Source organism: Mycobacterium sp. E2733 (assembly GCF_001667585.1).
In the GTDB taxonomy this organism is placed as follows: Bacteria; Actinomycetota; Actinomycetes; order Mycobacteriales; family Mycobacteriaceae; genus Mycobacterium.
Map to the genome: position 1 here is coordinate 119,373 of NZ_LZJZ01000122.1, position 17,319 is coordinate 136,691.

Below are 17,319 nucleotides of genomic sequence, written 5' to 3' on the forward strand. Positions count from 1 at the left end.
CAGGCTCCTGCGCGATAGGCTCGGCAGATGACTCGGCAGGTGAGCGGGGCCGGAACCGCGAACCGGCGGCCCAACCGGCGGGGCAACGCCACGCGCGAGAGCATGCTCGAAGCCGCGCTCAAGTCGTTGGCCTCCGGCGACCCGGGCTCGGTGTCGGCCAATCGCATCGCCAAGGAGATCGGCGCCACCTGGGGCGCCGTGCAGTACCAGTTCGGCGACACCGACGGCTTCTGGGCCGCGGTGCTGCACCGCACCGCCGAGCGGCGCGCCGCGACCTTCTCGACCCTGTCGACGCCGATCTCACCGGACGCGCCCCTGCGCGAACGCGTCGGCGCCATCATCGACACCCTCTACACCGGGTTGGCCTCGCCGGATTCGCGCGCCATCGAGAACCTCCGGGCGGCGCTCCCCCGCGATCCCGACGAGCTCGAGCGTCTGTTCCCGCGCACCGCTGCCGAGCTGTTCTCCTGGGGCAAGAGCTGGCTGGAGACCTGCCAGAACGCCTTCGCCGGCCTGGACGTCGACCCGGCTCGGGTGCGCGAGGTGGCCGCCCTGATCCCCGGCGCGATGCGCGGGCTGGTGTCCGAGCGCCAGCTCGGCTCGTACGCCGACCTGGACATGGCGCGGCGTGGCCTGACCAACGCGCTGGCCGCCTATCTGGAGCAATCCCGCGCGTGACGGCCGGCGACATCCTGTGCGGCATCACGATCCGCCAAGCCGGACCGGCCGATCTCGCGAACGTCGCCCAGATGCACTATCCGGTCTGGCGGCAGTCCTGGGCCGGCATATTGCCGGACGCCACCCTCGACATCCTCGGATCGCCGCGGCGCTGGGCCGTGCTGGCATACCCGCGAATCCTGCAGCGCCGCGGCTGGAGCATGTGGATCGCCGAATCCGGTTCCCGGACAATCGGAATGACGATCTTCGGACCGGACCCGGCGAATCCCGAGCAGGTCGAACTCGACTCGCTCTACATCGCGGCGGACTGCCAGCGGCGCGGTGTCGGGGCGCGCCTGCTCGCCACGGCTCTGGCCGAAAGCCCGTCAGGTGACGTCGTCCTGTGGTGCGCAGAACGCAACACCCAGGCGCGAACCTTCTACGAGAAGAACGACTTTCATGCCGACGGCCGCACCCTGGACTGGGAGCCGCTGCCCGGGGTCAAGGTCGCCCACCTGGGCTACCGGCTCAGCCGACCGCAACGTGGCGGCGCAAGTCGTACTGCCCGAGATCGGTGTTCGCCAGCATGGCGCGATGTTCGCCGGGCGTGAAGGGCCACACCTCGGGCACCCCGTCCTTGTTCAGGTACCAGCTCTGGCAGCCGGTGGTCCACACCGTGTCCGGCATCGCGGCGCGCAGCTTGGCGTTGAAGTTCTCGGTCGCCGGCCAGGTCGGCTCCACCGTGTCGAATTCGCCGCGCCGCCAACGCTGAATCCACCGCAGTATGTGGTCGGCCTGCGATTCGGCGACCGTGGTGAGCGCGAGGTTGCCGACCGGGCTGTGCGGACCCAGCATCATGAAGAAGTTGGGGAAGCCCGGCAGCGCCACGGTCTGGTAGGCCCGCGGACCGTCACGCCACACGTCGTCGGCGGCGATGCCGTCGCGGCCGATCAGCTGCATCGGCCGGAAGAACGCGTGGGTGTCGAATCCGGTGGCGAGCACGATGATGTCCGCCTCGTGCAGGACACCGTCGTCGGTCACGATGCCGCGCCGCTCCACGTGGTCGATAGCGGCGGTGACCAGTTCGACGTCGTCGCGCTGCATGGCGCGGTAGAAGCCATTGGACATCACCAGCCGTTTGCACATCGGCGTGTAGTCGGGGGTCAGCGCGCGTCGCAGCTCGGGGTCGCGGACCTCGCGCAGGCTCGCACGGCACAGCGCCCCCATGATCTTTCGGCGCAGGCCGGGCTTGGTGAGGCCGGCGGCGAACAGGTCGAAGCCGGAGCTGTAGCAGCGATAGGCCATCCGGTCGAGCCAGCCGAACCTGTTGTGGGTGAGGTTGGTGAACCTGCTGTATCGGGGGTTGGGCAGCCGAAGCACCCACTGGGCGGTGCGCTGGAACAGCATGACCCGGCCCGCCACGCCGGTCAGGCCGCAGACGAGCTGCACCCCCGTCGACCCGTTGCCGATGATGGCGATCCGGCGACCGCGCAACTCAACGGAGTGATCCCACCGCGCCGAGTGAAAAGCCGGTCCGCCGAACTTCTGCAGACCCGGGATGGACGGCAGGCGGGGGTGGTGGAGCACGCCGGTCGCTGAGATCAGGAAGTCGACGGTCGATTCCGCCCCGCCATCCGTGCGCAGCCGCCAGCGGCCGCCCTCGAAGCGCGCGCTGACAATTTCCGTGCCGAACCGGATGCGGTCGCGCAGGCCGAAGCGGTCGGCGACGTCGCGGAAATAGGCCTGGATTTCGCGGCCGGGCGAAAACAGGTGCGACCAGTTGGGGTTTCGGGCGAACGTGTACTGGTAGACCCGCGACGGAATGTCACAGACCAGACCGGGGTAGGTGTTTTCGCGCCAGGTCCCGCCGACCTCGTCGGCCTTCTCATAGATGGTGACGTCGGTTATCCCGCTGCGCAGCAGCGCAATTGCGATGCACATCCCCGACATGCCGGCTCCGACGACGGCTACGGCGGGATCGCGTTGCATGGTCGCCGGCTACTCGGACTCGGCGCGCTGCTTGAGGCGCTGCAAGGTGAGCCGGATGTGTTCGGTGTTCGCGGCCACGCGATCTGGGACACCGGTGGCCTTGCCGGCGATCATGCGGAACCAGCCGGGCCTGCGATCCCACGTGCTTTCGGTGACCCGGCAACCACCGTCGGCCGCGACGATGTCGTATTGCCAGCGTGCGATCGGCAGCCCGGAGTGCCGCACATCGAACGCGAAGACGCGCCCCGGTTCCGCGTCGGTGACCGTGCACTTCGTGCTCCAACGCCGTTTGGCGCTTTCGTTGTGACCGGTGAACACCGCCCCGGGGCGCGCCGCATCGCCCTTGCGCCACTCCATCGCCACCGCCTCCTCGGCGAACGAGGCCAGCGTGGGCAGTTCGGTGATGAGCCGATACACCACGTCCGGGCGGGCGTCGACCTGTACGGTGGCCGATACGCAGGGGTCGGTCATGGGCCGATCATAGCCAGCGCTCCCGGGGTTTCACCGCGATTGCGGCCCATCCGAACTTTCTCCACACTTGAGGGCGAACCTTCCAGGACAAGGGGCAGCCATGCGAGTCGGCGTACCGACCGAGATCAAGGCCAACGAGTTCAGGGTGGCCATCACGGCGGCCGGCGTCGCCGAACTGACCCGTCGCGGCCACGAGGTGCTCGTCCAGGCCGGCGCCGGGGAAGGGTCGTCCATCCCCGACGAGGAGTTCAAGGCGGCGGGCGGCCAACTGGCCGACTCCGCCGAACAGGTGTGGGCCGACGCCGACCTGCTGCTCAAGGTGAAGGAACCGATTCCGGCCGAATATGGCCTCCTGCGGCAGCATCAGGTGCTGTTCACCTATCTGCACCTGGCCGCCTCCCGATCCTGCACCGATGCGCTATTGGCTTCCCGCACAACGTCAATCGCCTATGAGACCGTGCAGGCCGCGGACGGCAGCCTTCCGTTGCTGGCGCCGATGAGCGAGGTCGCCGGTCGGCTCTCGGCGCAGGTCGGCTCCTACCATCTGATGAGGTCCCACGGCGGGCGCGGCGTGCTGATGGGCGGGGTCCCGGGCGTCAAACCCGCAGACGTCGTGGTGATCGGCGCCGGTACGGCCGGTTACAACGCCGCCCGGGTCGCCAATGGCATGGGCGCGAACGTGACGGTGCTCGACCTCAACATCGGCAAGCTGCGGCTGCTTGACGCGGAGTTCGGCGGACAGGTCCGAACCCGCTACTCGTCGGCGTACGAGCTGGAGGGCACGGTCACGCGGGCCGACCTGCTGATCGGGGCGGTCCTGCTACCGGGCGCCAAGGCGCCGAAACTGGTCTCCAATTCCCTTGTCGCGCAAATGAAGCCGGGTGCGGTGCTGGTAGACATCTCCATCGACCAGGGCGGCTGCTTCGCGGATTCCCGGCCGACCACGCACGATGACCCGACCTTCGCCGTGCACGACACACAGTTCTACTGCGTGGCGAACATGCCCAGCGCGGTGCCCAAGACGTCGACCGTGGCATTGACCAACGCGACCATGCCGTACGTGCTCGAACTGGCCGACCGTGGCTGGCAGACCGCGTGCCGGTCGGATTTCGCTCTGGCCAAAGGACTTTCGACGCACAACGGCGGGCTGCTCTCCGAACGGGTCGCCACCGACCTGGGTCTGCCGTTCACCGATCCGGCGAGCATTCTCGCCTAGTCGGCTTCCACGAGGCTGGCGATGATGTCGGCCGCCGGTCCCGGTTTGGCCTCCTTGAACGACGTTCCCGCCCACAGCGGTATGCCGTTCGGGTCCTCCATGGCGGCCGCCGCCTCGCGGATCGGGGTGGTCATCTGGTTGACCTCCGGGTAGCCCAGCGGCGCCACATTGTCGAGCAGGCGGGTGAAATTGTTCTCCAGGCCGCGCGCATAGCGGCCCGAAAAAGCGCGCGTGACAACCGTGGTGCCGAAGACCGGATTCTTCAGGGCGGTGCGGTGCGCGGTACTGGTTCCCGCTTCGTCGCTGAGCAGCAGCGCGGTGCCGATTTGGGCGGCCACCGCGCCGCGATGGAGAACGGCGGCGACGTCCCTGGCGGTGCCCAGCCCACCCGCCGCTACGACCGGCACGTCATGCGCGTGGCGGATGCGATCGATCAGGTGGTGCAGCGATTCGTTACCGGGCTCCATGTCGGGCGCGAACGTGCCCCGGTGCCCGCCCGCGTCCGGCCCCTGGACGATCAGGCTGTCCGCGCCGGCGGCGACGGCCACCCCGGCCTCGTACGCCGACGTGACCGTGACCATGACCAGCAGTCCCAGCGCCCCCAGCCGGCGGATGACGTCGGGCGGCGGGACACCGAAGGTGAACGACACCAGCTCGGGCCGCACGTCGGCGACCACCTCGAGCTTGCGCTCCCAGTCGTCGTCGTCCCCGTAACGCGGATGGCCGACCTCGACCTGGTAGTACTCGGCGATCTCCTCGAGTTCTTCGGCGTAGTAATCCAGCGCCATCCAGTCGGCGACGCTGGGTTGCGGAACGAAAAGGTTGACGCCCAGCGGGCCGGTGGTGGCCGCGCGCGCGGCGGCGATGTCCTCGGCGAAGCGGTCCGCACTCCGGTGGCCGCCCGGGACGAAGCCGAGCCCACCCGCGTTGGACACCGCCGCGGCCAGTTCGGGCGTGCCCGGTCCGCCGGCCATCGGCGCACCGACGATGGGCACCATGATGTCCCAAAAGCCCAGTACCACGGGCTTAATTTACCATCGCCCGAAGTTGTTGGGGCAGTGACCGTTTGGAGGCATACGGCCCCAGGACGGCGGCGCCGTAGGGCTGGCACAACAGCCGGTGGGCAACCGCGTTGACCTCCTCGACGGTCACTTGGTCGATCTGCCGAAGCGTGTGCTCGATGCTGCGGTGGTGGCCGTAGTTGAGCTCGTTGCGGCCCAGCCGGCTCATCCGGGAGCTGGAGTCCTCCAGGCCGAGGACGAGCCCGCCGCGCAACGACCCCTTGGCGATGCGGCACTCGGCATCGGTGATGCCGTCGCGGGCCACCGACTCGAGGACCTCGTTGGTCACCTGCATCACCTCGGCGAACCGCTCGGGCTGGCAGGCGGCATAGACGGACAGCGCGCCGCTGTCGGCGAAGATGTCCACCGTCGAGTAGACCGAGTAGGCCAGCCCCCGCAGTTCGCGAACCTCTTGGAACAGGCGGGAACTCAGCCCGCCGCCCAGCGCGCTGTGCAGCACCGACAGCGCCCAGCGATGCCGCCAGCCACGTCCCGGGGTGCGCACGCCCAGCGAGACGTGGGTCTGCTCGGCGTCGCGATTGCCCAACATCAAACCGGGTCGTCCGGTCACCCGTCCGGCGCCCTTGCGCGGGGCGATCGGCCGGCGCCCGCGTACCAGGTGCGGCCCGAAGTGTTCTCGCACCAGCGCGACCACCTCGTCGTGGTCGACATTGCCGGCCACCGCGACCACCATGCGTTCCGGCGTGTAGCGCCGGACATGAAAGGAGTGCAGTTGGGTCCGGGTCATCGACGACACCGAGTGCGCGGTGCCGATCACCGGCCGGCCCACCGGGTGGTCACCGAACATCGCCCCTAGAAACATGTCTCCCAGCGCGTCCTCGGGGTCGTCGTCACGCATCGCGATCTCTTCGAGCACCACGTCGCGTTCCAGCTCGACGTCTTCGGTGGCGCAGCGGCCGTTGAGCACAACATCGGCCACCAGGTCGACGGCCAGCTCCAGGTCGCTGTCCAGCACATGCGCGTAGTAGCAGGTGTGCTCCTTGGCGGTGAAGGCGTTCAGCTCGCCACCGACCGCGTCCATCGCCTGCGCGATGTCCACGGCGCTGCGGGTGGGCGTCGACTTGAACAGCAGATGCTCGAGGAAGTGCGCCGCCCCCGCCACGGTGGCGCCCTCGTCGCGCGATCCGACGCCGACCCAGACCCCGACGGACGCCGAACGCACCGACGGCAGGTACTCGGTGACTACCCGCAGACCACCCGGAAGCGTGCTGCGGCGCAGTGTGGATTGGCGGTCCGGTTCCGCCTCGGCGGTTTGCCTACCCCGGCGCAGGGCGCCCGCACGAGTCGGACGCGGCCGGGGTAGGTCAGCTGCTGGCGGTCGCGGCATCGGCAGGGGCGGCCGCCGGAGCATCGGCTGGGGCAGCGCTGTCCTCCTCGACCAAGACGAGGGAGATCTTGCCGCGCTTGTCGATATCGGCGATCTCGACCCGCAGTTTGTCGCCGACGTTCACGACGTCCTCGACCTTCGCGATGCGCTTGCCGCGGCCCAGCTTGGAGATGTGGACCAGGCCGTCGCGTCCCGGCAGCAGCGACACGAACGCACCGAAATCGGTTGTCTTGACCACGGTTCCGAGGAACCGCTCGCCGACGGTCGGCAGCTGCGGGTTGGCGATGGCGTTGATCCGGTCGATCGCGGCCTGCGCCGAGGGCCCGTCGGTGGCGCCGACGAACACGGTGCCGTCGTCCTCGATGGAGATCTGCGCGCCGGTCTCCTCGGTGATGGCGTTGATGACCTTGCCCTTGGGCCCGATCACCTCGCCGATCTTGTCCACCGGGACCTTGATGGTGGTGACCCGCGGCGCGTAAGGGCTCATCTCGTCGGGCCCGTCGATGGCCTCGGCCATGACCTCGAGGATCGTCAGGCGCGCATCCTTGGCCTGGGACAGCGCACCCGCGAGCACCTGGGAGGGAATCCCGTCCAGCTTGGTGTCCAGCTGCAGGGCGGTGACGTAGTCCTTGGTGCCCGCGCACTTGAAGTCCATGTCGCCGAACGCATCCTCGGCGCCCAGGATGTCGGTCAGCGTGACGAAGCGACGCTCGGTCTTGCCGTCGATCTCGACGTCGTCGGAGACCAACCCCATCGCGATGCCGGCGACCGGCGCCTTGAGCGGCACACCGGCGTTGAGCAGCGCCAGCGTGGACGCACACACGGATCCCATCGACGTCGAGCCGTTGGAGCCCAGCGCTTCGGACACCTGGCGGATGGCGTACGGGAACTCCTCGACGCTGGGCAGCACCGGGATCAGCGCCCGCTCGGCGAGCGCGCCGTGCCCGATCTCACGCCGCTTGGGCGAACCCACGCGGCCGGTCTCGCCGGTGGAGAAGGGCGGGAAGTTGTAGTGGTGCATGTAGCGCTTGGAGGTTTCCGGCCCCAGCGAGTCGATCTGCTGAGCCATCTTCACCATGTCCAGCGTGGTCACGCCGAGGATCTGGGTTTCGCCGCGCTCGAACAGCGCGCTCCCGTGCGCCCGCGGAACGACGGCGACCTCGGCCGACAACGCGCGGATGTCGGTGATGCCCCGGCCGTCGATGCGGAAGTGGTCGGTCAGGATGCGCTGCCGGACCAGCTTCTTGGTCAGCGAGCGGAACGCGGCGGCGACCTCTTTCTCCCGGCCCTCGTAGGTCCCAGAGTCCCCAGTGAGCCGCGCCAGCACCTCGGCCTTCAGTTCGTCGGTGCGCTGGTCGCGCTCGGCCTTGCCGCCGATGGTCAGCGCCTTGGCCAGCTCGTCGGTGGCCACCGAGGCAACCGAGTAGTAGACGTCCTCGCCGTAGTCCGGGAAGACCGGGTACTCGCCAGTCGGCTTGGCGGCCGCGTCGGCCAGCTCCTGCTGAGCGGTGCACAGCGCGGCGATGAAGGGCTTGGCGGCCTCCAGGCCTTCGGCCACCACGGTTTCCGTCGGCGCCTGGGCGCCACCCTCGACGAGCTCGATGACCTTATCGGTGGCCTCCGCCTCGACCATCATGATCGCTATTTCGTCTGGGTCACCGTCGACCTTGCGGCCGGCCACCACCATGTCGAAGACGGACCGCTCGAGCTGCTCGACCGTGGGGAAGGCGACCCAGGTGCCGTCGATCAGGGCGACGCGCACGCCGCCGACCGGGCCGGAGAACGGCAGGCCGGAGATCTGGGTGGAGGCCGAGGCGGCGTTGATCGCCACCACGTCGTACAGGTCGTTGGGGTCTAGGCTCAGGATCGTCACGACGACCTGGATCTCGTTGCGCAGTCCGGAGACGAACGACGGGCGCAGCGGCCGGTCGATGAGGCGGCAGGTCAGGATCGCATCGGTGGAGGGCCGGCCCTCGCGACGGAAGAACGAGCCGGGGATCCGCCCGGCGGCATACATCCGCTCCTCGACGTCGATGGTCAGCGGGAAGAAGTCGAAGTGCTCCTTCGGGCTCTTGCTGGCGGTGGTCGCCGACAACAGCATGTTCTCGTCGTCGAGGTAGGCGACGACGGCGCCGGCGGCCTGCTGGGCCAGCCGGCCGGTCTCAAAACGGATGGTGCGGGTGCCGAAGCTCCCGTTGTCGATGACGGCGGTTGACTCGAACACGCCTTCTTCAATCTCAGCGACAGACATAGGTGTCCGTACGGCCTCTCTGGGTATTTAGCTATTTCGCGTCGTCACGCGCAAGTAACCCGAGAGCTTCCTACGAGAGGAAAAGTCTGAATGCGGCTACGGCCATCGATCGAAGCGGCCGACCTGCCCCAGATCCGGAGAGCCCGGCAGCCACTACCGAAGACCGCCCGATACAGACTGGGCTGCTCCCGTCGTGACACGCTGGAACGGCACACGCGGATCTGCGCGGCCGCACCGTTTGCTCGGGCCGAACCGGCCCAGAACGTCCCTACTCTACACTGGCGGACTTAGCCCGCCAGGGGGGCGCGAGGATTGTGGTTTCCGAGGGTCAGCGGCGCAGACCCAGGCGCTCGACCAGCGAGCGGTACCGCTCCACGTCGATCTGCGCGACGTATTTGAGCAGCCTGCGACGCCGCCCGACCAGCAGGAGCAGGCCCCGCCGGGAGTGGTGATCGTGCTTGTGCACCTTCAGGTGCTCGGTCAGGTCGGCGATCCGCTTGGTCAGCAGCGCGACCTGCGCCTCCGGGGAACCCGTGTCGGTGTCATGCAGGCCGTAAGTGCCCAGGATTTCCTTTTTCTGCTCGGCTGTCAGCGCCACGAAAACATCTCCATCGATAGGTGCCGCGAAAAGTCTCCTACGTGGCCACCGCGGACTGCAGCACACGCCATGGGGGGCGAGTCTATCAGCGGCGCCGATGGCCGCCGAAATCGCAGGTCGGCAGCCACCACTTGACAACATACAACCATTTGGTTGTATGTTTGCGGCGTGACCGTAGACCAAGAGGACCGGGTGGACGCCCTGTTCCACGCACTCGCCGACCGGACCCGGCGCGACATCGTGCGCCGGACGCTGGCCGGCGAACACTCGGTTTCCAAGCTGGCGTGCAAGTACGACATGAGCTTTGCGGCGGTGCAGAAGCACGTCGTCGTGCTGGAGAAGGCCGGCCTGATCACCAAACGCCGAAGCGGTCGCGAGCAGTTGGCCAGCGGCGACGTGGCGGCGGTGCGGTCGGTCGCCAGCATGCTCACCGACCTCGAGCAGGTCTGGCGGGGCCGCATCGCCCGCATCGACGAACTCATCTCATCCGACCCGGCCGACGCAACCAAGGAGGACTGACCCATGCCCGTGACCGACGTCAAGCACGATCCGGACAACCTGACGCTGACGATCACCGCCGACTTCGCCGCGCCGGTGCAGCGCATCTGGCAGGTCTACGCCGACCCGCGTCAACTGGAGAAGGTGTGGGGGCCGCCGTCGCATCCGGCGACCGTGGTGAGCCACAGCCTCACGCCGGGAAGCCGCACAACATACTTCATGACCGGCCCGGACGGCGAAAAATACGCCGGCTACTGGGAGATCACCGCTGTCGACGAGCCGAAGAGCTTTTCGTTTCTCGACGGATTCGCCGACGGGGACTTCAACCCGAATCCCGACCTGCCGGTCGCGGAGAACACCTACACGTTTACCGAGCACGACGGCGGCACCCGCGCGATCTATGTGAGCACCTTCGACTCCGCCGAGGCGCTTCAGCAGGTGTTGGACATGGGCGTGGTCGAGGGCGCCTCGTCGGCCATCAACCAGATCGACGAGCTGGTTGCTTCCTAAACCCCGCGGCAGCTCAGTCCCGCGCCGAGAGCATCGTGCGGGCCCGGTCGGTGTCATTGCCCATCGCGTCGATCAGCTCCTGCACCGAGTCGAACTTGCGCTGACCGCGAATGCGCGCAACGAAGTCCAACGCCACGTATTGGCCGTAGAGGTCGGCGGTGGTGTCCAGAACGAAGGCCTCGACGGTGCGAGTGCGTCCGGAGAAGGTCGGATTGGTGCCCACGGACACCGCCGCCTGGTAGCGCTCGCCCGGGACGACGGTGCCGGTCACCGGTCCGTGCCCGAGCAGGGTGAACCAGGCGGCATACACGCCGTCGGCCGGGATGGCCGAATACATCGGCGGTGCCACGTTGGCGGTCGGGAATCCCAGCTCCATGCCGCGCCCCTCGCCCCGGACGACGACGCCCTCGACGCGGTGCGGACGCCCAAGCGCCTCCATGGCCGCCACCACGTCACCGGCATCCACGCAGGACCGGATATACGTGGACGAATACGTCACGGTCTCGTTGCTCAGGTGCTCGCTGAGCAGCGAAATCGACTCGACCGCGAAGCCGAATCGCTCGCCAGCACGCCGCAGGGTCTCGACGTTGCCGGCCGCCTTCTTGCCGAAGGTGAAGTTCTCGCCTACCACGACCTCGACGACGTGCAGGTGTTCCACCAGCAGTTCGTGGACGTAGCGCTCCGGCGTGAGTTTCATGAAGTCGCTGGTGAACGGCATCACCAGGAAGACGTCGATGCCCAGCTCCTCGACCAGCTCGGCGCGGCGGGTCAGCGTCGTCAGCTGTGCGGGGTGACTGCCCGGGTAGACGACTTCCATCGGGTGCGGATCAAACGTCATCAGCACGGTCGGCACGTTGCGGGTGCGCCCGGCCTTGACGGCATGCGCGATTATCTCCGCGTGGCCCCGGTGCACGCCATCGAACACCCCGATGGTGAGCACGCATCTGCCCCAGTCCGTGGGAATCTCGTCTTGGCCGCGCCACCGCTGCACGACCGCAAGCCTACGGCGCGGCGCGGTCGGCCGGGAGATCCGCCGTGCGAGGGTGTCGAGGAGCACACGATCAGGCGTGGGTTGCCTAAACTTTCTCGTTGTGAGGGCTGACGAAGAGCGTGGCGGTCTCACCGCGGTCGGCCAGGACTATCTCAAGGTCATCTGGAATGCCCAGGAGTGGTCCCGGGAGAAGGTCAGCACCAAGATGCTGGCCGAGAAGATCGGGGTCTCTGCCAGCACGGCCTCGGAGTCGATCCGCAAACTCGCCGAGCAGGGCCTGGTCGATCACGAGAAATACGGGGCCGTGACGCTGACCGAGGCGGGCCGGCAGGCGGCCCTGGCGATGGTGCGCCGGCATCGGCTGCTGGAGACCTTCCTGGTCAACGAGCTCGGCTACGGCTGGGACGAGGTACACGACGAGGCCGAGGTGCTCGAACACGCGGTGTCGGATCGGCTGGTGGCCCGCATCGACGCCAAGCTGGGGTTCCCGCAACGCGACCCGCACGGGGACCCGATCCCGGCGTCGGACGGGCAGGTGCCCACCCCGCCGGCCCGCCAACTGTGGGCGTGCGGCGACGGCGACACCGGAACGGTGGCCCGCATCTCCGACGCCGACCCGGAGATGCTGCGCTATTTCGCCGACGTCGGCATCAACCTCGATTCGCGGCTGCGGGTCCTCACCCGCCGGGAGTTCGCCGGCATGATCTCGGTCGCGATCGAATCCGGCGACGGCGCCGAGACGACGGTCGACCTGGGCAGCCCGGCCGCCCGGGCGGTGTGGGTGGTGGGCTAGCGGCGATCGCAAGCGCGGCCGTAGCGATCGCAAGCGCGGCGAAGCCGGGCGCCGCGGGTCGCCACCATCGGGCTGACTCTTAGCGTTCGGCGCGCCGGTAGGCGGTAACGACCGCCGCGCCGCCCAGCCCGATGTTGTGTTGCAGTGCGGCGCTGACGTTTTCGACCTGACGCTTGTCGGCCGCACCCCGCAGCTGCCAGGTCAGCTCGGCGCACTGCGCCAGCCCGGTCGCGCCCAGCGGATGACCCTTCGAGATCAGGCCGCCCGACGGGTTGACCACCCATCGCCCGCCGTAGGTCGTGTCGCCGTTGTCGATCAGCTTGGGGGCCTCGCCGGGCCCACACAGCCCCAGCGCCTCGTACAGCAGCAGCTCGTTGGCCGAGAAGCAGTCGTGCAGCTCGATCACCTGAAAGTCTTCGGGGCCCAAGCCGGACTGGTCGTAGACCTGTTGCGCCGCTTGCACATTCATGTCATAGCCGATGAGGTTCTTGGCGCTCCCGTCGAAGGTCGACGCGAAGTCCGTCGTCATGGCCTGGCCGACGATCTCCACGGCCTGGCCGGCCAGCCCGTGGCTCTCGACGAAGCCCTCCGACGCCAAGATCGCCGCGCCGGAGCCGTCGGAGGTGGGCGAGCACTGCAACTTGGTGAGGGGGTCGGAGATCATCCGCGCCGCCAGGATGTCGTCGAGCGTGTAGGACTCCTGGAACTGCGCGAACGGGTTGTTGACGGAGTGCTTGTGGTTCTTGTAGCCGATCTTGGCGAAATGCTCTGCGGTGCTGCCGTATTGGCGCATGTGCTCACGGCCGGCGGCGCCGAACATCCAGGGTGCGACGGGCATCGCGAACTCGTCGATCGCGGCCATCGCCTTGACGTGCTTGCCCATCGGCGATTCGCGGTCCTGGGCGCCGCCGCCCAGCGAGCCCGGCTGCATCTTCTCGAAGCCGAGCGCGATGGCACAGTCGACGATCCCGCCGCGGATGGCCTGGGCCGCCAGGAACAGCGCGGTCGAGCCGGTCGAGCAGTTGTTGTTGACGTTGACGATCGGAATCCCGGTCATGCCCAGCTCGTAGAGCGCCCGCTGCCCGGACGTCGAATCGCCGGCGACGTAGCCGACGTAGCCCTGCTGTACCTCGCGGTAGTCGACGCCCGCGTCGGCGAGCGCGTTCGTTCCGGACTCGCGCGCCATGTCGGGGTAGTCCCAGCCCTCCCGGCGGCCCGGCTTCTCGAATTTCGTCATGCCGACGCCGACGACGTAAACCTTGTTGGACATAGCGCGCCCCTTCTTCGACAGGCCTAGAGAGATCCGCGCCTCAGCCTATTCCTGAAGGGTCGCGGGTTTGATCACAACCACCGACTTGGTCCTGGCGCCCTCGTCGCGCAGCAGCGCGATCACCCGGCCGTCGCCGTCGCAGGCCGCGTAGACGCCGTCGATGCCGGCCGGCGGCAGCGGCCGCCCGTTGGCCGCGGCCTCGGCCTCCGCGGCGGTCAGGTCGCGGCGCGGGAAGATCAGCAGGCACGCCTCGTCCAGGGTCAACGACAGGCCGGGCCGCTCGGCCAGGTCGTCGAGCGAACGGGCCTGGTACAGGGTGAAGCGGCCGACGCGGGTGCGCCGCAGCGCCGTCAGATGCCCGCCCACGCCCAGCGCGGCGCCGACGTCGCGGGCCAGGGCGCGAACGTAGGTTCCCGACGAGCAGTCGACCTCCACGTCGACGTCGAGGAACTGGCCCGCGGGCCGAATATCGAGCACCTCGAACCGGTCGACGCGTACCGGCCGGGCCTCGAGTTCGACCGTCCGGCCCTCGCGAACAAGCCGATAGGCGCGCCGGCCGTCCACCTTGATCGCGCTGACCGCCGACGGCACCTGTTCGATGTCCCCGCGCAGGCCCGCGACCGCGGCGGTGATCGCCTCGCGCTTCAGGTGCGCTGCCGAGACGCTGTGCAGCACTTCTCCTTCGGCGTCCTCGGTGGACGTGGTCTGGCCGAGCCGGATGGTGGCGGCGTAGGACTTGGAGGCCGCCGTCAACAGGCCGAGGATCTTGGTGGCCCGGTCGATGCCGATCACCAGCACGCCGGTGGCCATCGGGTCCAGCGTTCCCGCGTGGCCCACCCTGCGGGTGGCGAAGATGCGACGGCAGCGCCCCACCACGTCGTGACTGGTCATGCCGGCCGGCTTGTCGACGACGACCAATCCGGGCCCCGCACTCATAGCACGATGGCGGTCAGCACCAGTCCCCGCTCGACCGACCACCGGCCCCGCAGCGCGGTCAGCGGTGGGCCGTCGAGCGCCTGCCCGTCGATCAGGATCTTGGACACGAACACCCCGGTGGTCTCCCCGTCGGGCGGGTCGAGGTCGAACACCACGTGGGCGTCCTCGAAACCCAGCCAGCGCTTGGTCAACGGGAACCAGGCCTTGTACGTTGCCTCCTTGGCGCAGAACAGGATTCGGTCCCAATGCAGGCCCGCGGGCAACGTCGTCATCTCGTGTCGCTCCTCGGGCAGGCTGATCGCGTTCAGCACGCCGTCCGGCAACACGTCGTGCGGTTCGGCGTCGATGCCCACCGAACGCACCGCTTCGCTGCGACCCACGACCGCACCGCGATAGCCCGTGCAATGGGTGAGACTGCCCACCACGCCGTCGGGCCAGCACGGTTCGCCCTTGTCGCCCTTGAGGATCGGCACCGGCGGCAGGCCGAGCTCGCCCAGCGCCATCCGGGCGCAGTGCCGGACGGTGATGAACTCGTTGCGCCTCTTGGCCACCGACTTGGCGATCAGCGGCTCCTCTTCGGGCAGCGGAACAAGGTCGGGCGGGTCGGAGTACAACTCTGAATAAGCGAGCTCGCCCATGTCGGGCAGCACCGAGGAAACCAGCGTGTCCGTCATCGTGATTGCCTCTGCCGCAACCGCTCCCGGAACTGCGCGGCCTGCTGGCGCATCTCGGGAGTGATCTCGAAGTGACCGCCGAAGTCGTTGAGGTATCCCGGTGCGTATTGTGGGTCGGGCAGCACCTGGCGCAGCCAGCTGTGCGGCTTGCGGCGCCGCCACTCCCGCGGGTATCCCACCGACACTTCCTCGAAGCGCACGTCGTCATACCAGGTGGTGCGCGGTATGTGCAGGTGACCGTAGACCGAACAGACGGCGTTGTAGCGGCTGTGCCAGTCGGCGGTCTTGGTGGTTCCGCACCACAACGAGAACTCCGGGTAGAACAAGGCGTCGCAGGGCTCGCGGACCAGCGGGAAATGGTTGACCAGGACGGTCGGAGTCATCCAGTCGAGCTGCTCGAGACGCGCCCGCGTGATGGCGAGGCGCTCCCGGCACCAGGCCTCCCGGGTGGGGTACGGCTCCGACGACAGCAGGAATTCATCGGTGGCGACCACGTTGCGCTCCCGCGCGATGGTCAGGCCCTCGGCTTTGCTCGCCGCCCCCTCGGGCAAGAAGCTGTAGTCGTAGAGCAGGAACATCGGCACGATCGTGGCCGGGCCGCCGCGTTCGGTCCACACCGGGAACGGATGCTCGGGCGTGACGATGCCCATCTCGTCGCACATGTGGACCAGGTACTCGTAGCGGGACCTGCCGAAGATCTGCACCGGGTCCCGCGTGGTGGTCCACAACTCGTGGTTGCCGGGCACCCAGATCACCTTGGCGAAACGCCGGCGCAGCAGGTCGAGGGCCCAGCGGATTTCGTCGGTGCGTTCGGCGACGTCACCGGCGACGATCAGCCAATCGTCCGGCGAGGACGGGTGCAGCGACTCGGTGACCGGCTTGTTGCCGAGGTGACCGGTGTGCAGGTCGGAGACGGCCCACAGCGTGGGTTGCCCCCCGTTGGTCGATTCCTGACCCGCATTTTGACCAGCCACGATTAACCAGCCTAATGACCCGCGGTGCGGGACTGGTCGGGGCCGCGCCTTGCTCACCGCATTGGAACGTGTTCTTGTTTCCCTGTGACCGTGCGGAGGCGACTTGTACACTCCCCGGCAGGGACCGCGGAGCCGTCAGGGGGTGTGGTGTTCGCCAAGGTGCGTCTGATCGGGGCGATCGGTGCCGTGGTCGCAGCGGTCATAGCCGGTACGGCGGGGTGGCAGGGCGCTGCGCCGGGGCCGGCCGGGAGCGGGCCCGTCGAGCTGCGCTCGACGGCGGCGCCGATGGAAACCACGATGAAGAGCCCGATCGTGGCGACCACCGACCCGCGCCCGTTCGACGCCTGCGAGGACATCCCGTTCGACGTCATCCAGCGGCTCGGGCTCGCATTCACACCGCCCGAACACGAGGACGGCCTGCGCTGCCACTTCGACGCGGGTAATTACCAGGTGGCCGTCGAGCCCATCATCTGGCGCACCTACGAGGAGACGCTGCCCCCCGACGCCGTCGAGACCACCATCGCCGGCCACCGCGCCGCGCAGTACTGGGTGCTCAAGCCGACGTATCACAACAGCTACTGGTATTACTCCTGCATGGTCGCGTTCAAGACCGGTTACGGCGTGCTGCAGCAGGCGCTCTACTACTCGACCGTCTACTCCAATCCCGAGGTCGACTGCATGTCCACCAACCTGCAGCGCGCCAACGACCTCGCGCCTTACTACAAGTTCTAAAGTCCAGGCCGGCCATAACCTGGGCACCGTGAGTATCACCTCGACGCGACCGGCCCAGCCCACGCTGCACGCCTTGCGACACCTCGGCGGCAAGGCCGTCGGCCGGCTGCTGGGCCTGCCGCCGGCGACCACCGATTACACGATCCAACGCGTCCGGGTGCCCATGCGCGACGGGGTCGACCTGGTGGCCGATCACTACGCGCCGAACACCAGGGAGAACGGGAACCCGCGCCCGTAGGGCCCGCGTGCCAGCAGGGTGCCGGCGGCGGAGTCGGTGTTCGGCGCGTAGTGATCGGCCACCAGGTCGACCCCGTCGCGCATGGGCACCCGGACGCGTTGGATCGTGTAAT

At 68.4% G+C, this 17,319-nt stretch carries 18 protein-coding genes and 2 pseudogenes; 8 read left to right on the forward strand and 12 right to left on the reverse strand.

Annotated elements, in window-relative coordinates:
* The first annotated feature begins 27 nt into the window (after positions 1–27).
* Together A5678_RS22550 and A5678_RS22555 are read left to right on the forward strand one after the other, a co-directional pair.
* Positions 28–678 carry a TetR/AcrR family transcriptional regulator gene (locus A5678_RS22550; RefSeq protein ID WP_068047041.1) on the forward strand — a complete coding sequence of 217 codons (651 nt, stop codon included), beginning with the start codon at positions 28–30 and terminating at the stop codon, positions 676–678.
* 71 nt (positions 679–749) lie between these two features.
* On the forward strand, positions 750–1,268 hold the full coding sequence (locus tag A5678_RS22555; RefSeq protein ID WP_082945693.1) for a GNAT family N-acetyltransferase: 519 nt from the start codon (positions 750–752) through the stop codon (positions 1,266–1,268).
* Here A5678_RS22555 and A5678_RS22560 read toward each other — a convergent pair.
* The gene (locus tag A5678_RS22560) at positions 1,186–2,646 is read right to left on the reverse strand and encodes an NAD(P)/FAD-dependent oxidoreductase (protein WP_068047055.1); all 1,461 of its coding nucleotides are present in this window, start codon (positions 2,644–2,646) and stop codon (positions 1,186–1,188) included. The genes A5678_RS22555 and A5678_RS22560 overlap by 83 nt on opposite strands.
* Before the next feature lie 9 nt (positions 2,647–2,655).
* Positions 2,656–3,117, reverse strand: a complete 462-nt coding sequence (locus tag A5678_RS22565; RefSeq protein ID WP_068047058.1) for an SRPBCC family protein — start codon at positions 3,115–3,117, stop codon at positions 2,656–2,658.
* A gap of 100 nt (positions 3,118–3,217) precedes the next feature.
* Here A5678_RS22565 and ald point away from each other — a divergent pair, with 100 nt between their 5' ends.
* Positions 3,218–4,333, forward strand: coding sequence for an alanine dehydrogenase (gene ald / locus A5678_RS22570; protein WP_068047061.1), 1,116 nt, complete (start codon positions 3,218–3,220; stop codon positions 4,331–4,333).
* Here the strand turns inward: ald and A5678_RS22575 are convergent.
* The 4 genes from A5678_RS22575 to rpsO form a co-directional block, all read right to left on the reverse strand.
* Positions 4,330–5,355, reverse strand: a complete 1,026-nt coding sequence (locus A5678_RS22575) for a nitronate monooxygenase (RefSeq protein ID WP_068047069.1) — start codon at positions 5,353–5,355, stop codon at positions 4,330–4,332. The genes ald and A5678_RS22575 overlap by 4 nt on opposite strands.
* Before the next feature lie 4 nt (positions 5,356–5,359).
* The gene (locus tag A5678_RS22580; RefSeq protein ID WP_068047147.1) at positions 5,360–6,742 is read right to left on the reverse strand and encodes a pitrilysin family protein; all 1,383 of its coding nucleotides are present in this window, start codon (positions 6,740–6,742) and stop codon (positions 5,360–5,362) included.
* Entirely contained in the window at positions 6,720–8,993 is a 2,274-nt protein-coding gene (locus A5678_RS22585) for a polyribonucleotide nucleotidyltransferase (RefSeq protein WP_197502222.1), read from the reverse strand. Before A5678_RS22585 ends, A5678_RS22580 begins: the two co-directional genes overlap by 23 nt.
* Before the next feature lie 328 nt (positions 8,994–9,321).
* The gene (gene rpsO, locus A5678_RS22590) at positions 9,322–9,591 is read right to left on the reverse strand and encodes a 30S ribosomal protein S15 (RefSeq protein ID WP_003878661.1); all 270 of its coding nucleotides are present in this window, start codon (positions 9,589–9,591) and stop codon (positions 9,322–9,324) included.
* 168 nt (positions 9,592–9,759) lie between these two features.
* On the opposite strand from rpsO, the gene A5678_RS22595 reads away from it, so the two are divergent.
* On the forward strand, positions 9,760–10,110 hold the full coding sequence (locus A5678_RS22595; protein WP_068047073.1) for a helix-turn-helix transcriptional regulator: 351 nt from the start codon (positions 9,760–9,762) through the stop codon (positions 10,108–10,110).
* A 3-nt stretch (positions 10,111–10,113) separates the two neighbouring features.
* Entirely contained in the window at positions 10,114–10,599 is a 486-nt protein-coding gene (locus A5678_RS22600; RefSeq protein ID WP_068047076.1) for an SRPBCC domain-containing protein, read from the forward strand.
* A gap of 13 nt (positions 10,600–10,612) precedes the next feature.
* Here A5678_RS22600 and A5678_RS22605 read toward each other — a convergent pair whose 3' ends face one another.
* Positions 10,613–11,590, reverse strand: a complete 978-nt coding sequence (locus A5678_RS22605; RefSeq protein ID WP_068047079.1) for a bifunctional riboflavin kinase/FAD synthetase — start codon at positions 11,588–11,590, stop codon at positions 10,613–10,615.
* A 100-nt stretch (positions 11,591–11,690) separates the two neighbouring features.
* On the opposite strand from A5678_RS22605, the gene mntR reads away from it, so the two are divergent.
* On the forward strand, positions 11,691–12,383 hold the full coding sequence (gene mntR / locus A5678_RS22610; protein WP_068047083.1) for a manganese-binding transcriptional regulator MntR: 693 nt from the start codon (positions 11,691–11,693) through the stop codon (positions 12,381–12,383).
* A 79-nt stretch (positions 12,384–12,462) separates the two neighbouring features.
* On the opposite strand, the gene A5678_RS22615 is transcribed toward mntR, so the two are convergent.
* From A5678_RS22615 to A5678_RS22630, 4 genes are read right to left on the reverse strand one after another with little or no spacing between them, the layout of a single operon-like run.
* Positions 12,463–13,653: a lipid-transfer protein gene (locus A5678_RS22615; protein WP_068047084.1), complete on the reverse strand. Its 1,191-nt coding sequence runs from the start codon at positions 13,651–13,653 to the stop codon at positions 12,463–12,465.
* 45 nt (positions 13,654–13,698) lie between these two features.
* Positions 13,699–14,589 (reverse strand): tRNA pseudouridine(55) synthase TruB, encoded by an 891-nt coding sequence (gene truB / locus A5678_RS22620; RefSeq protein WP_068047086.1) that lies wholly within the window; start codon positions 14,587–14,589, stop codon positions 13,699–13,701.
* Positions 14,586–15,263, reverse strand: coding sequence for a 4'-phosphopantetheinyl transferase (locus A5678_RS22625; protein WP_068047089.1), 678 nt, complete (start codon positions 15,261–15,263; stop codon positions 14,586–14,588). The genes truB and A5678_RS22625 overlap by 4 nt, the downstream gene beginning before the upstream one ends.
* Positions 15,260–16,237, reverse strand: coding sequence for a metallophosphoesterase (locus tag A5678_RS22630; RefSeq protein ID WP_068047092.1), 978 nt, complete (start codon positions 16,235–16,237; stop codon positions 15,260–15,262). Before A5678_RS22630 ends, A5678_RS22625 begins: the two co-directional genes overlap by 4 nt.
* A 147-nt stretch (positions 16,238–16,384) precedes the next feature.
* On the opposite strand from A5678_RS22630, the gene A5678_RS22635 reads away from it, so the two are divergent.
* Together A5678_RS22635 and A5678_RS26775 are read left to right on the forward strand one after the other, a co-directional pair.
* Entirely contained in the window at positions 16,385–16,969 is a 585-nt protein-coding gene (locus tag A5678_RS22635) for a DUF3558 domain-containing protein (protein ID WP_068047148.1), read from the forward strand.
* Between the two features lie 28 nt (positions 16,970–16,997).
* A pseudogene (locus tag A5678_RS26775) lies at positions 16,998–17,174 on the forward strand (hydrolase); the annotation flags it as partial.
* On the opposite strand, the pseudogene A5678_RS27325 reads toward A5678_RS26775, so the two are convergent.
* A pseudogene (locus A5678_RS27325) lies at positions 17,174–17,319 on the reverse strand (hypothetical protein); the annotation flags it as partial. The pseudogenes A5678_RS26775 and A5678_RS27325 overlap by 1 nt on opposite strands.

Bases quoted from the DNA above. Each gene is read 5' to 3' on its own strand.
- A5678_RS22580 (WP_068047147.1), bottom strand. From the start codon at position 6,742: ATGCCGCGACCGCCAGCAGCTGACCTACCCCGGCCGCGTCCGACTCGT.
- A5678_RS22555 (WP_082945693.1), top strand. From the start codon at position 750: ATGCACTATCCGGTCTGGCGGCAGTCCTGGGCCGGCATATTGCCGGAC.
- A5678_RS22585 (WP_197502222.1), bottom strand. From the start codon at position 8,993: ATGTCTGTCGCTGAGATTGAAGAAGGCGTGTTCGAGTCAACCGCCGTC.
- A5678_RS22565 (WP_068047058.1), bottom strand. From the start codon at position 3,117: ATGACCGACCCCTGCGTATCGGCCACCGTACAGGTCGACGCCCGCCCG.
- A5678_RS22625 (WP_068047089.1), bottom strand. From the start codon at position 15,263: ATGACGGACACGCTGGTTTCCTCGGTGCTGCCCGACATGGGCGAGCTC.
- A5678_RS22550 (WP_068047041.1), top strand. From the start codon at position 28: ATGACTCGGCAGGTGAGCGGGGCCGGAACCGCGAACCGGCGGCCCAAC.
- ald (WP_068047061.1), top strand. From the start codon at position 3,218: ATGCGAGTCGGCGTACCGACCGAGATCAAGGCCAACGAGTTCAGGGTG.
- truB (WP_068047086.1), bottom strand. From the start codon at position 14,589: ATGAGTGCGGGGCCCGGATTGGTCGTCGTCGACAAGCCGGCCGGCATG.
- A5678_RS22615 (WP_068047084.1), bottom strand. From the start codon at position 13,653: ATGTCCAACAAGGTTTACGTCGTCGGCGTCGGCATGACGAAATTCGAG.
- A5678_RS22600 (WP_068047076.1), top strand. From the start codon at position 10,114: ATGCCCGTGACCGACGTCAAGCACGATCCGGACAACCTGACGCTGACG.
- A5678_RS22560 (WP_068047055.1), bottom strand. From the start codon at position 2,646: ATGCAACGCGATCCCGCCGTAGCCGTCGTCGGAGCCGGCATGTCGGGG.